The sequence below is a fragment of the Nitrospira sp. MA-1 genome, from assembly GCA_032139905.1.
In the GTDB taxonomy this organism is placed as follows: domain Bacteria; phylum Nitrospirota; class Nitrospiria; order Nitrospirales; family UBA8639; genus Nitrospira_E.
The window spans coordinates 604,069-617,704 of the sequence record JAQJDB010000006.1 but is presented as its reverse complement, the minus strand read 5'-3'; the positions used below and the strand labels follow the sequence as shown (position 1 = coordinate 617,704).

Sequence of the window (13,636 nt, the reverse complement as noted above, 5' to 3'; positions counted from 1 at the left end):
ACTGACAAACCAAAGACTTTTCTTACAAATCAAACAGTCGATAATATTCCATCAAAATGTTGGGAAGGGCCAAAGGTAATCCAATCGATTCAGGCTGTCAAGTCCGAAAGATTTAAGTTTGATTTCATTCGCATTTATCATCAGAAATATTAAAATGGCATACCCGAAATGAAAATGTAAATCTAGGCAAACGGTCGCCGAATGGCTGCCAGTTTAATTCCCCTTCAGATTAAAAATTCTGACTTTTAGAAACTACGACATCGTGAGGCGGGAAACATGGGCAGTAAACTGCTGTTGCAGAATTGTGGTAATGGGACCAGGCTTTCCATCCCGTAGCGTTTCCCCATTAACTTGAATGACTGGCAGAATTTCAATTGTGGTACCCACAAGAAAGGCTTCGTCGGATTGCAGGAACTCTGAAATAGGAATAGGTCGAAATTGGACGTTTAAACCTTTTGCCTGAGCTAAGGTCACCACCTGCTGTTGCGTCACACCGGCGAGAACCAAATGATTGCGTTCCGGAGTGATAATTGTGCCATTTTTCACAGCAAAGATATTACTGGTAGCCCCTTCGGTCACCTGTCCGTCTCTCACAAAAATTCCCTCAAAGGCATTGGCCTCCCGGGCCTTTTGCTTAGCCAATACATTCGGAAGCAAATTCAGGCTTTTTATATCACAGCGGTGCCAACGTGTATCAGGTAGGGTAATGACATTGACTCCCCGTTGGCAGACTTCTGTCGGCAAGGCAACCATTTTCCGAAATGCCAAAAAGACCGTTGGTTCTCCAATTGGGGGGAAGATATGCTCCCGTGGAGCCACCCCTCTGGTCACCTGAATATAGATTTTCCCTTCCTGATACCCACTCTGCTGAAGGCCGTGAAGTAGGAGACGCTGAAATTCGGCTTGTTCTAAAGAAAAAGGGAGCTGGATTTCTTTGGCACTCCTAACGAGCCTCTTGAAATGCTCACCCAAAAAGGCGGGAACCCCATGATAAGCACGAATAACCTCATAGACACCATCCCCAAATAAGAACCCACGATCATCCGGAGAGATCTTCACCTCTCCTAATGGAGAAAAGTGTCCATTGAGATACCCGATATCCGGCATGATGAAAATTTATTCAGGAAGGTGACTGCAGGACAATGACCTTAAAAATCCGTCGATCCTCTGCTGTAAACTTCCAAGCCATCCTTTTACTAAATTCCAAATGATGGGTCCCTGGTTCCAACGCTTGAAATTCAAATGATCGCCGACCGGAATCTACCGCATTATTACTAACAGTTCGAAGAAATTCATCTCCCACCAATCCCAGCGCTTTAGGGTCATAACTTGGCACCCATTGTTCCCCGCGGGTCCGATCTTCCCATAAATGCACCATAAAGGTGGCCGATTTGAACACCTGAATAGTTTTTGTCTGCACCTGCTCTATGTTCATGCTTTCACCTTGACGAAACCTTGACTCCTTGTTACGCCTGTAAAATCTATCATTCTCCTGTCAGCCAATCACGTTTTTTCAGACAGACAAAAACATTTCCCTTATCAACCACCACATCATAATTGACCACACAATAACCTCCGCCATCTGGCCCGAATCCCGATCGAATGTCAAATTGTTGATGATGCCACGGACAAGAAACCACAAAACCTTTCAATCGGCCTTTCCCCAATGAGGCTCCCTGGTGCGGACAAATATCATTAATAGCAAAGCACCGATCATCAATGCGAAATACAGCCACACTTTTCCCGCCGACCTTGAATACACGCCCTTTTCCTTTGGGGATATCCTCCAGCTTCCCGACAAACACAAATCCCTCTTTGGGACTCAATGGTTCATGTATCCTGCAGTCCATATCACGCTCGGAACTGGAATCATTCATCATCCGTTCATCTTTACGAGACAAGCAATGTAAAGGTTACCTGCGCACCTATCTTAATTTTGGCTTGGTCCACAAACCCAGCATTGGCTTCAACAATATAACGCGCATCTTGAGGCGGGGGACCATACCAGGGACATTGCCTTTCACGGCATGGAAGAGCCCCTTCGACTATGTGCACGACAATTTTACTCTCATCGACCCAAATCACATCAACAGGAAATTGAAACTCTTTTGTCCAGACCCGATGGAGACCGGAATCTTCAAAAATATAAATCATTCCCTCATTGGGAGGAAGAGCATTTCTAAATGCCAATCCGAATAAAAGTTTTTCCGGTGTATCCGCAACCTCCGCTTTCAATACACCACCCTCGGGAAAATTTATATTGATAACCTGTGTCTGTTCCGGAGCATTAAACAATAATGCGCCGGAAATCAGGAACAAGGCCATTACCAGAAGAAAGATAATTCGCTTTTTACTTGGAGCCCCTTTACCTTTGAGAAAAGACAACATGATTTTACATATTTCCTTATTTTTCTTCCCTTGCCTCGGTCCATGGAAATTTCCCCAGGCAAGCTCAATTCAATCATTTCCCGATTTGCTCAAACAACAGACGAGGGATAAGATATTAAGATATCATGTAGATTGTTAATATTTCAGCCACAATGAAATATGGATAAAAAGCCCTCTCTCGACATTCAACACAAAGTAAACCTTTACCTCATACCATGGAGGCCTCGTATGCGCTACCTCCCAACTCTCCTGCTCGGAATCTCTTTGGTATTCATTTCCTTTACCAGCACCTCAGCTCACCCTTCGATTTCAACCGCCATCGACCGGTTTGTCTCTACCCTGTACCCAAAGGGTAGCCATTACTTCTGGGTGATTAATAACACCACAACCGAATCCCCCGAAGAAATAATTGTCGACCTCAACACCAGCGTCAGAAATTTACCTGATGAGGCACCGACAGAGAGTCGTTTTTTATTATTGGTTGTAGAAGGAGAACTGTTTGCGGCTCAGAAAATTCCGTTGAATGCTAATGTGGATTGTCGTAGCGATGAGGAAGTGTAGTTGATAAAGGCATTCATATATTAAATAAGCCCCATCCCTTATGAAAAGGATGGGGCTTATCTTTACAAAACTCTACGTCTGAATAATTTCTACTTGGTCAACACTAATAATTGTCCACCAAGGTGGGCTGAATGTAGTTGACACTTATAATTCAACAAACTGTTCGAAGTCACATAGGTGAGATCACTGATGGGTATCCCAATATACTTGGTCTCACCTGGAGCCAACTCAAGGTTGATTTCCATCGTAGTTGGACCAGTCTGTGTGGAAGCCGCGGAAAGAGAAAAACCGTGCGCCTCCTTCATAGTATTGGTGACCTTGACCAAAACCGGCCTTCCGGCTCTACCACCTGTCGCACTGGAAATAAGACTCAAAATTGATACCGGAGGATACCAGACTTTCTTGCCACCAATTTCCATGGCATTTAACTCAATATCCACATCCAACTTTTGGAATGGCTGGCCCACGACAGATCCTGTTTCAAGGTCGCCAATTTCCACACCACCGGACTGTAACGCAAATGCTGCTGAACTTCCGGCCACAACGAACACTACACTTAAAAGGACGGATAGAAGCACTCTGTGCATCGCCTACCTCCTCATTGAGAAGCTGTTGATAATGAAAGTTTTACCTGAAAAACGCAAGCCAAATTTCTTATTTATACCGTCTTAGTTTTCAACAAGAGGGTTGGTTATAGCATATGACATTCTTCGACGCAAGATGGTATTTATAATTGCAATTCTTGGAGATTAAAATAGGAAAGTGTGCCCTATTAAATCAATAAGAGTACTAAGAAATACTCAACCCTTTTTCATTTTTTTTAGGATTAAGATTCCTTTCCTCAATGAAGAATGGGTTTTTATAACGGGGCAATTATTTTTTTAAGACTATTTTTCTCTTATTTCTCAACATACCTAATAGCCAATCCCAAAAGTCCCATTATCTTTCAAACATTAATCCTCAATGCTTATCCATGCACAAACATATTATGCTCTCGTTCCCATCCAATGGATGATTCAGGCCCATGCCCTGGGATCACAAGCGTGCTTTCCTTGAGGGTGTACAAGCGTTCTCGAATAGATCGCTCGATTATCTGACCATCTCCACCCCAAAGATCAGTTCGGCCAATTCCGCCACGAAACAAGGTATCCCCTGAAAACACCAAACTTTGGCTTTCAAAGAAAAAACAAACCGAGCCAGGAGTGTGGCCAGGAGTATGGATCACGGTTCCCGTATAGGGACCAACTTGCACTTCTGACTCATCTTTAATCCATTTGTCCGGCGGAGGGACAGGCACATAAGGAATATTAAACATTCGACATTGAATTTCCAGCATGCCCCAAAGATCCTGATCTTGCGGATGCAAAAACAGGGAAGCCCCGGTCGCCTCCTTAATATGACCGGAGGCTAGGAAATGGTCAAAATGGGCATGCGTATGCAAAACGGCAGTGACCGTGAATCCCATGGCATCAATTTCCCCGAGTATGCGCTCAGGGTTTCCCCCTGGGTCCACCACAATGGCCTGTTTAGTTTCGTTATCACCGATGATCGAACAATTACATGAAAGTGGAGGGACGGGGAAAGTTATTCTAATAAACTGATCCATTCCAGATTCCTCATAATGTTTCAACACGACCTACCTTCCACCCTTAAGATGTCTTCAGATTTTCACGATTTCTCAAAGGAATAACAGATTATTCCCCATTCTTTATACCCCCCTCAATATGGAAGTTTGAAATAAGAACTGATTAGGAATAAAATACCTAATAAAAGGTACCCATTTGATCAAATCACAACACTATCCTCCATTCACGGATGCGCTGAGCCGGTGAAAACTCAAGCATTCTTCCAGCGCCCGCGAACATCCCGGCAGAGGCAAGATATACTCCCCTGCAGTGTGAGCAAGGCCTTTTACCTTTTGGCAGCCATACTCCTACTCTTTCTCACCGGGTGTCCCGAAGATCATTCTGCTTTTCAAGAAGAAAATAAAAAGCTGACCAAAAAGATCGACAAATTGGAGTCATTTATTCAATCTCTGCAGGAAGGCAATAAAGTCCTACAACAACAAATCGACCGGCTGAACCAAGATGCTAGAACAGCCGAAGCGACACACAAAGAACAACTTCGGGATGCACAGGCTCAAATGGCGGAACTGGCAAACAGCCCCAAAAAAGATGGAGCCAAAATTAAAATATTGGAAGAAGAACATCGAAAGTTGGAAGGAGAAAACAAATGGCTCAGGAGCCAAAGGGACCAGATGAGGAAGACCCTTACCCTTCATCAAATTGGTGGTCAAAGCCAGGAGTTGCCGTTTCCCTTTTCCTTAGCTTCAGAAATCATAGAAGGCGCACTCACAAAAAACGGCTATTCAATACTTTCCAGCATGCAAACAGATCAAAAAGCCGTCTATATTACTGATCGCAAAACGTCACTTCCTCCCTCACTGGAACTATCAGGTTTTCGGAACCAATACCTCCTCTCGATTGAGAAAGGGCCTTCCGATCATACCATCATTTGGGTCCGTGCCGAATTCGAAAAAATTTCCAAAAACGGCCAGATGTTCTCAGCTCAGCAATCTGAAGTCACCGATATTGAACTGCGCCTCATTCAGGAAATTCATCAAGCCCTGTCTACCGGAGCAGCAGCCCAGGCCAAGAACTTTTAAATCCCTGCCAAGCAGAAGTTCCCAATCCACTATTCACCTGATCAGGTCACTGACAGACAGAACCGATTTTCCTAGGAACCGTCGTGGTTACGTCGATGCCCCCTGAGATGCGAGGAGGTAGCCCTGAATAAGAAGTTCGGCTTCCTGTTTGACAAGGGAACTTGCCTCAGGAAACATCTGCCCAATAAATTTCACAAATAAATCAATTTTGAGCAAAAAGAAATCATACTCAATCCCACACTCAGATGTTCGAGGATGGGCAAACCAAAATTCCACAAATTGTTTCAATGAAATCCCGTATTGGGCCAAAAGATCACACGCATTGGGAAACATCACCCTCACATCTCCACCCCATGTGAGAATTTCATATGGTAAATACTGAGTCGCATACACATGAAGCCCCATATTCATTTCAGCATCCAAAGAACCAGGTACATCCAGCCGACCACTCAGGACTTCTCTGACCAGTGCCATGTACTCCCTGTATTGGAGGGTTAATCCATCACGGGTTTCCCTAGAAGGCTCGACGTTTTCCACTGGAAAGTTTGATTCCCTTTGCAATTCTGTGGCAGACGAACGCACCTGAGCAATCAAATGCCCCGGAGGCTCTACCATCTCCATCACCATTTTCATTTCCCGGCAGATAAGCGGTATGGGCTTATTGTCTACTTCTAAGGCGATTCCTTTGAGATTGAGAAGACGAGAATCCCCTAAAACCCGAGTCAGGAGCATAAGTAATTCGTCTGGGATGGGAGCCTCATGGGCATCAATCCAATTTTGGGGTCCGTGTGGCTCTGCATCAAGTCCGGTGTGGATGTTCGGATGGCAATCCAGACCGGCGATATGAATTTCAATGACTCTCTCCAGGGGAAATTGCTCAAGAAAGGCTTCGAAAAACGATTCCAGCCCCTGTTTTCGCCAAGCGCCGGAATATCGATAGGCCGTCCAGACGTGGCCCAGATCCAATACCAACCCGCAGGGTGACTTGGCTGAAATGTTCGCGAAAAATTCTGCATAAGGCATCTCACCCATCGAAAAATAGGTTAAGGGCGGAACCTCCAAAAGCAGCAATGGCGAGCTGACCTGCTGTCCCCAATCAAATTGATCGAGCTGCAGCTGAGCATTCCACGTCTGGTAAGCCGTAATTTCTGCAGAAGCTCTGGTAAATACGGGAGGCAAGTAGGTCCCGAACGAAAAGCCGCCTATTTCTTTGGCCGCACATTCTTGATTAACCCAATGAGGCTGTAACATTCGAAGATTGAAGGCAGTAGCCTGTAATCGCTCTTGAGAATTGTACGCGGTGTCCCAATCAGGTTGTGTGACCCAAATCCCCTCGGCATGGTAGGCCAGAGGAATGTCAGAAAGTCGGGCTCGAACCATCGCCAAAGCCTCCGAAGCCGCATGAAAGATTTCAAGATAGGCCATCGGGATTTGCTGACTTCGAAGTTCCTCGTATAGGTCAAATATATCAGGTGAATACACATCCACCGATAAACCAAGGCCCAGAAATGGAATCCTGCCTGCCCGCCGAAGGAACTCTTCGTAAATAGCCTCCCCACGTGACAAATCTGTATAGCGCAAAGGTTTCCTCATTCAGTGACTTAAGAAGCTAAGGGGATAATAATCCAGAGGAAAGACGTTCAAAAAATGCGCGTCAGCAAGCTCAATATTACCGGGACGAACAGAGCAGGGGAAGGAGGCATAGTCACAGCCACGTGACGGACGGACTGCTGTTGGTAGGACTCAACACCTTCTTGATGATCTGTGATGGACACACACCCACTTTACATTTCACAAGAGCTTTTGAAAAACCGACCTAAGCGGAAAACATCCAGGAATGGAAAGAAATCAGGACACCCGAAAGGATCGTCCAGCTTGTAGATACCGGTGAATCCCGGCCGCAGACTTTCTACCTTCTGCAATAGCCCAGACAATCAAAGACGCGCCACGCTTAGTGTCCCCTGTGGCAAACACCCCATCCATATTAGTCATGAAGTGTTCATCAACAGCCACATTCCCACGAGAATCATATTGAAGCCCAAGAGAATCCAGCAGGCCCCCTTTAACCGGCCCGACAAACCCCATCGCCAACAAGACCAGCTCAACATCCATCTTGATCTCGGCCCCGGGAACAGGAACCACCTTTCCATTCTCAAAATTCACACGGGTCGCATGCAATCTGGTGAGGTGCCCATTTTCCCCTGAAAACTTTGTGGTGGAGATACTCCATTCGCGATCACACCCTTCTTCGTGGGCATGCGACGTTCGTAATTGCATGGGCCATAAAGGCCATGGTGTCGATTGAGCCCGATTCGGTGGAGGTTCGGGTAACAACTCAAATTGATGAGCTTCAACACACCCTTGACGATGAGCCGTACCAAGACAATCCGATCCCGTATCACCACCACCGATAATCACCACCCGTTTGCCTTTAGCCGATATGTGCTCTCCCAGAAGGGTATCCCCGGCCACTTGCTTATTCTGTTGAGTAAGATAATCCATGGCGAGATGAACGCCCTTAAGATCTCTTCCTGGAACGGGCAATTCTCTTGGTTGCTCGGCCCCCATCGCCAGCAACACCGCATCATAGTCACGACGGAGTGCCTCGACAGTGGTGTCCACACCAACGCACACGCTAGTCTGAAAGGTCACCCCCTCTTTCCGCATCTGCTCCAATCGACGGTCTAATACCCACTTCTCCATTTTAAAATCTGGAATACCATAGCGAAGCAAGCCTCCAATCCGATCAGCCTTTTCCAAAACTGTCACTTCATGACCAGTCCGGGCTAATTGTTGGGCCGCCGCCAACCCTGCTGGACCCGACCCGACAATGGCAACCCGTTTCCCGGATGAGACAACCGGTAGCACCGGTTCAACCCACCCTTCTTCAAACCCTTTATCAATAATATTCCATTCAATGACTCGGATAGAGACCGGATCGCTATTAATGCCTAACACACATGCTGACTCGCATGGAGCCGGACAGAGACGTCCGGTAAACTCAGGAAAGTTATTGGTGGCATGAAGCGCCTTGAGGGCATCTTTCCATCGTCCCTTATGTACCAGATCGTTCCATTCCGGGATCAAATTCACCACAGGACAGCCAGAGGGGCTTTGACAAAATGGCACCCCGCAATCCATACAGCGTGCACCCTGCGTTTTGAGTTTGTCGTCGGAAAAGGGTTCATAAATTTCTTTCCAATCGAGAACCCGTAGCTCAACCGGCCGTCGTTGAGGTCCTTCCCGTTTATATTTCAAAAAACCACGAGGATCAGCCACGGCTCACCGCCTCCCGCTCCCGTTGAGCATGTTCTTTGGCCAAGGCCGTTTTCCTTTCCTGCAGCACTCGCTTGTAATCACTGGGCATGACTTTGACAAATTTCGGCAACATCATATCCCACGATTCAAGAACCCTCCTGGCATTGGCACTTTGGGTGTAACGAAGATGGGCCTCTATCATCCCACGAAGGGTCTGTTTATCTTCCGATGACACAACAGGTTCTAATTCCACCATGCCCATATTGCAACGTGCGGGGAATTGCCCATCCTCATCCAACACATAGGCATCGCCTCCGGACATCCCGGCCGCAAAATTACGTCCCGTTTTCCCAAGAACCACCACCACACCCCCGGTCATATATTCACACCCATGATCACCGGTTCCATCAATGACGGCCCGTGCGCCACTATTCCGGACAGCAAACCGTTCTCCCGCAATGCCATAAAAATACCCTTCACCACCTGTCGCCCCATAGAGGGACGTGTTCCCGATCAGAATCGTGTCTTCCGGCGAATACGTCACTCCCTTCGGTGGAATCACAATAATTTTCCCTCCAGAGAGACCTTTCCCCAAATAGTCATTCGACTCGCCTTCCAGAATGAGCGTAATACCCTTCGACAAAAAGGCACCAAAGGATTGTCCAGCCGATCCGGTAAACTTAATCCGAATCGTGTCAGAAGGGAGTCCATCCGGCCCGTACCTACGGGCAATATGGCTTGACAGAACAGTCCCGGTGGTCCGGTTTACATTTCGTATAGGCAGATCCAAGGAAACCGACTCTCCCCGCTCAATGGCTGGTTGACACCATTCCGCCAATTGATTATCCAAAATCTCCTTCAGACCGTGATCTTGTTTTTGCACACACGATGTGGCCACTTCAGGACCGACATCCGGCTTGATCAATAACGGAGACAAATCCAGCCCTTTGGCTTTCCAATGATCAACAGCTTTATGCACTTTGAGCTTATCCACACGTCCGATCATCTCCCGAATGGTCCTGAATCCGAGCTTTGCCATCAGAGAGCGAATTTCTTCCGCCACAAACATAAAGAAGTTCACAACATGCTCTGGTTTCCCCGTAAATTGTTTTCGCAACTCCCCATCTTGGGTGGCCACTCCTACCGGACAGGTATTGAGGTGGCATTTCCTCATCATGATGCACCCCTCAACGATCAATGGCGCCGTAGAAAAACCGAATTCTTCCGCCCCCAAGAGCGTGGCAATCACCACATCACGGCCCGTTTTAAGTTGGCCGTCGGTTTCCACTCGAATACGTCCACGCAGATCATTGAGCACGAGCGTCTGGTGCGTTTCGGCCAGACCCAATTCCCAGGGTACTCCCGCATACTTGATGGAGGATAAGGGAGAAGCCCCGGTTCCACCGGAATCACCGCTGATAAGGACTTTATCGGCATGAGCCTTTGCCACTCCTGCCGCCACGGTTCCGACCCCGACTTCGGCCACGAGTTTCACGGAAATCGCGGCTTCGGGATTGGAATTCTTCAGGTCAAAAATGAGTTGTTTGAGATCCTCGATAGAATAAATATCATGATGAGGAGGGGGCGAGATCAGTTGCACTCCTGGCGTGGAATACCGAAGCCTGGCAATAATTTCATCCACCTTGTGTCCCGGCAACTGTCCTCCTTCACCAGGCTTAGCCCCCTGGGCCATTTTGATCTGCAATTCCCGGGCATTCACCAGATAATGTGCCGTCACCCCAAAACGACCGGACGCCACCTGCTTTATATAGGAATTTTTGGAATCCCCGTTTGGCAAGGGGTTAAATCGTTCCGGGTCCTCGCCGCCCTCTCCGGTATTACTTTTGGCACCGATGCGATTCATGGCGATGGCCAATGTTTCATGCGCTTCTTTACTGATTGCCCCAAATGACATGGCACCCGTGGTAAATCGCTTCACAATTTCACTGGCAGGTTCCACGTCCTCAAGGGGGATGGGTTCGGCTGCCCAGTTAAACTCAAACAACCCACGAAGATTCGAGCGCCGTTGGTCTTCCTTATTCACGAGGGCTGAAAAATCGGCATAGGCTTTGGCATCATTCGCACGCGACGCATGCTGAAGTTTGTAAATCGTTTCAGGATTCCAATTATGATGCTCTCCCTGAATCCGATAATGGATTTCGCCACCAAAATCTAATTGGCGCATGGGGACGGGACGATAGGCCAGAGCATGCCGGCGCAAGGTCTCTTCACCCACCTCACTGAGACCAATGCCTTCGATCCGTGAAGCCGTTCCGGTAAAAAACCGATCAATCAACTGGTTATTCAGGCCAATAGCCTCAAAAATTTGAGCGCCACAATAGGACTGGACCGTAGAAATCCCCATCTTTGAGAAAATTTTCAGCAATCCTTTGTTAACTGCCTTGATAAACTTGGATTCGGCCGTCGCCGCATCGACACTTTCAGGAAAATACCCTTCCCGTTCCATATCCACGAGGGACTCAAACACCAAATACGGATTGATGGCCCCGACTCCGTATCCAATGAGGCAGGCAAAATGATGCACATCACGCGGTTCCCCTGTTTCCAGAATCAACCCGACCTCTGTTCGGGTTTCTTCTCGAACCAGATGATGATGAACGGCTGAGACCCCCAATAAACTGGGAATAGGTGCCCACTCGGCATTAATGCCTCGATCGCTCAGAATCAGAAACTTTTCCCCATCCTTAATTGCTCTCGAAGCTTGCTGACATAATTGATCAAGAGCTGCAGCCATGCCCTCAGGTCCCTCAGCCACGTTAAAGAGCAATGAAAGGGTCTTACTTTTAAAGTGAGGATCTCCAATCATGCGAATCTTTTGCAGGTCAAGATTGCTAAGGATCGGTTGCTGCAATTTAATCCTTCGACAGGCCTCAGGAATCTCCGCAATAACGTTCGGCTTAGGCCCTATGTTGGTGAAAAGGGACATCACCAGATGCTCCCGGATCGGATCGATAGGAGGATTCGTGACTTGAGCAAACAATTGTTTGAAATATTTGAAAAGAAGTTGCGGCCGTTCGGACAACACGGCTAAAGGCGTATCGGTTCCCATTGAAGAAATAGGCTCTTCACCGGTTACCGCCATAGGAATCAACACCATTTTCAATTCTTCCACCGTATACCCAAAGGCTTGCTGGCGTTGGCGCAACGTCGGATGATCGGGTTGCGGCACATTGAGTGGCTCAGGCAGTTCATCTAAAGACACCCGATATTGCGTTAACCATTGTCGATAGGGCTTCCGTTTGGTGATATCGGCTTTAATTTCTTCGTCGTCAAGAATACGCCCTTGGACGGTATCCACGACAAACATCCGACCCGGTTGCAGGCGTCCCTTCATGCGAATGGTCTTAGGATCTACCGGAAGCACTCCTGCTTCTGAAGCCAACACCACGACATCATCCTTGGTAATTTGATACCGGCAGGGACGCAGACCATTCCGATCCAAGGTCGCACCGACAAGTTTCCCATCGGTAAAGCACACGGCCGCTGGTCCATCCCACGGTTCCATCACGGCCGCGTGATATTCATAAAACCCTCGTCGGTCAAAATCCATTTGAGGATTTCCCACCCACGGTTCCGGAATCAACATCATCATGGCATGAGGCAGGGACCGGCCGGCCATCACCAAAAACTCAATGGCATTATCCAAACAGGCTGAATCGCTTTGCGTGGAATCATCGATAATCGGAAAGAGTTTTTTCAGATCCTCTCCAAATAGTTCAGAGGCCAGCCGCCCCTGTCGGGCCCGCATCCAATTGACATTCCCCTTCAGCGTATTAATTTCGCCATTATGGACCGAATAGCGATAGGGATGGGCTAAGGCCCAGGTTGGAAACGTGTTTGTACTAAAGCGGGAATGCACAAGGGCCAACGCCGAGGTAAATGTGGGATCCGCAAGATCGGGATAAAACAGTGAAACCTGTTCAGGCAACAACATTCCCTTATAGACAATCGTGTTGCCGGATAGACTGGATATATACACCCATTCTTTCCCCGGGAGAGCTGATTCCCGAACGGCCCGGGTTATGCGTTTACGAATGACATACAGTTTTCGTTCAAACTGCATCGGATTCAGTAATTCACGTGCGACAAAAAACTGTCGAATGGCGGGCATCGTTTTTCGAGCCTGTTCCCCGATTTGATCCTCTTTGGCTGGAACATCACGCCACCCTAAAAATCTTTGACCCTCTTCCCCTATGATCGCTTCAAAGACGGCTTCGCACTGTTGCCTGGTCTTGGCATCCTGGGGCAAAAACACCATGCCTACCCCATAGGCCCCGGCTACCGGAAGGTCGATACCAGATTCAGTGGCAACCCGATGAAAAAAATCATGGGGTATCTGGGAGAGAATTCCTGCCCCATCGCCGGTACATGGGTCAGATCCTTGTGCTCCCCGATGAGTCAGATTTTTGTTGACCTCCAGGCCCTTTTCTATGATGTCGTGTGATTTTTGCCCCTTTATATGGGCAACAAACCCGATTCCACAGCCATCATGCTCATTTCCAGGATGGTAGAGGCCTTGGGCTGAAGGCAATCCCGGGAGATTCCACACTGGTTGGTTATGCACCTGTTTCACGTTTCACCTAAAAAATGTTGTTGGCCATCGTCACGAGGGAGACACGCCACCCCTTAGCAGAGACTCAATGGGCCATGTATGCCTTTGTGTGGTCCCGGAGAGCGACGGAAGAATAAGGGAAGAACGAATCAAAATTAAGGAACAACATTAATGGATGGTCAAAAAATCTG

11 protein-coding genes are annotated in these 13,636 nt (G+C 47.7%); 2 read left to right on the top strand and 9 right to left on the bottom strand.

Annotation, left to right across the window (positions count from 1 at the left end):
• Nucleotides 1-252: 252 nt before the first annotated feature.
• From dat to PJI16_10265, 4 genes are read right to left on the bottom strand one after another with little or no spacing between them, the layout of a single operon-like run.
• On the bottom strand, nucleotides 253-1,107 hold the full coding sequence (dat, locus tag PJI16_10280) for a D-amino-acid transaminase (protein ID MDT3777943.1): 855 nt from the start codon (nucleotides 1,105-1,107) through the stop codon (nucleotides 253-255).
• Nucleotides 1,108-1,120: 13 nt separating this feature from the next.
• Nucleotides 1,121-1,435, bottom strand: coding sequence for a protease inhibitor I42 family protein (locus PJI16_10275; GenBank protein MDT3777942.1), 315 nt, complete (start codon nucleotides 1,433-1,435; stop codon nucleotides 1,121-1,123).
• Nucleotides 1,436-1,484: 49 nt separating this feature from the next.
• Nucleotides 1,485-1,880 carry a Rieske 2Fe-2S domain-containing protein gene (locus PJI16_10270; GenBank protein ID MDT3777941.1) on the bottom strand — a complete coding sequence of 132 codons (396 nt, stop codon included), beginning with the start codon at nucleotides 1,878-1,880 and terminating at the stop codon, nucleotides 1,485-1,487.
• Nucleotides 1,881-1,890: 10 nt separating this feature from the next.
• Nucleotides 1,891-2,388: a DUF192 domain-containing protein gene (locus PJI16_10265; protein ID MDT3777940.1), complete on the bottom strand. Its 498-nt coding sequence runs from the start codon at nucleotides 2,386-2,388 to the stop codon at nucleotides 1,891-1,893.
• A gap of 228 nt (nucleotides 2,389-2,616) precedes the next feature.
• Here PJI16_10265 and PJI16_10260 point away from each other — a divergent pair, with 228 nt between their 5' ends.
• A complete protein-coding gene (locus PJI16_10260) occupies nucleotides 2,617-2,949 on the top strand; it encodes a hypothetical protein (GenBank protein MDT3777939.1) in 333 nt (110 codons plus the stop codon).
• An 89-nt stretch (nucleotides 2,950-3,038) separates the two neighbouring features.
• On the opposite strand, the gene PJI16_10255 is transcribed toward PJI16_10260, so the two are convergent.
• Both PJI16_10255 and PJI16_10250 read right to left on the bottom strand, forming a co-directional pair.
• Nucleotides 3,039-3,536: a hypothetical protein gene (locus PJI16_10255; protein ID MDT3777938.1), complete on the bottom strand. Its 498-nt coding sequence runs from the start codon at nucleotides 3,534-3,536 to the stop codon at nucleotides 3,039-3,041.
• Nucleotides 3,537-3,916: 380 nt separating this feature from the next.
• Complete coding sequence (locus PJI16_10250; protein MDT3777937.1) at nucleotides 3,917-4,555, bottom strand: MBL fold metallo-hydrolase; 639 nt, start codon at nucleotides 4,553-4,555, stop codon at nucleotides 3,917-3,919.
• A gap of 291 nt (nucleotides 4,556-4,846) precedes the next feature.
• On the opposite strand from PJI16_10250, the gene PJI16_10245 reads away from it, so the two are divergent.
• Nucleotides 4,847-5,614 (top strand): hypothetical protein, encoded by a 768-nt coding sequence (locus PJI16_10245; GenBank protein MDT3777936.1) that lies wholly within the window; start codon nucleotides 4,847-4,849, stop codon nucleotides 5,612-5,614.
• Nucleotides 5,615-5,701: 87 nt separating this feature from the next.
• Here the strand turns inward: PJI16_10245 and PJI16_10240 are convergent, their stop codons facing one another.
• The 3 genes from PJI16_10240 to gltB all read right to left on the bottom strand — a co-directional run bounded on the left by PJI16_10240 (nucleotide 5,702) and on the right by gltB (nucleotide 13,457).
• Nucleotides 5,702-7,195 carry a DUF692 family protein gene (locus PJI16_10240; protein MDT3777935.1) on the bottom strand — a complete coding sequence of 498 codons (1,494 nt, stop codon included), beginning with the start codon at nucleotides 7,193-7,195 and terminating at the stop codon, nucleotides 5,702-5,704.
• 267 nt (nucleotides 7,196-7,462) lie between these two features.
• On the bottom strand, nucleotides 7,463-8,893 hold the full coding sequence (locus PJI16_10235) for a glutamate synthase subunit beta (protein MDT3777934.1): 1,431 nt from the start codon (nucleotides 8,891-8,893) through the stop codon (nucleotides 7,463-7,465).
• Entirely contained in the window at nucleotides 8,886-13,457 is a 4,572-nt protein-coding gene (gene gltB / locus PJI16_10230; GenBank protein MDT3777933.1) for a glutamate synthase large subunit, read from the bottom strand. Before gltB ends, PJI16_10235 begins: the two co-directional genes overlap by 8 nt.
• Nucleotides 13,458-13,636 lie beyond the last annotated feature (179 nt).

What these genes read in the sequence shown, in the direction of transcription:
- dat (MDT3777943.1), bottom strand. Translation starts at nt 1,107, where the DNA reads ATGCCGGATATCGGGTATCTCAATGGACACTTTTCTCCATTAGGAGAG.
- PJI16_10275 (MDT3777942.1), bottom strand. Translation starts at nt 1,435, where the DNA reads ATGAACATAGAGCAGGTGCAGACAAAAACTATTCAGGTGTTCAAATCG.
- PJI16_10270 (MDT3777941.1), bottom strand. Translation starts at nt 1,880, where the DNA reads ATGATGAATGATTCCAGTTCCGAGCGTGATATGGACTGCAGGATACAT.
- PJI16_10265 (MDT3777940.1), bottom strand. Translation starts at nt 2,388, where the DNA reads ATGTTGTCTTTTCTCAAAGGTAAAGGGGCTCCAAGTAAAAAGCGAATT.
- PJI16_10260 (MDT3777939.1), top strand. Translation starts at nt 2,617, where the DNA reads ATGCGCTACCTCCCAACTCTCCTGCTCGGAATCTCTTTGGTATTCATT.
- PJI16_10255 (MDT3777938.1), bottom strand. Translation starts at nt 3,536, where the DNA reads ATGCACAGAGTGCTTCTATCCGTCCTTTTAAGTGTAGTGTTCGTTGTG.
- PJI16_10250 (MDT3777937.1), bottom strand. Translation starts at nt 4,555, where the DNA reads ATGGATCAGTTTATTAGAATAACTTTCCCCGTCCCTCCACTTTCATGT.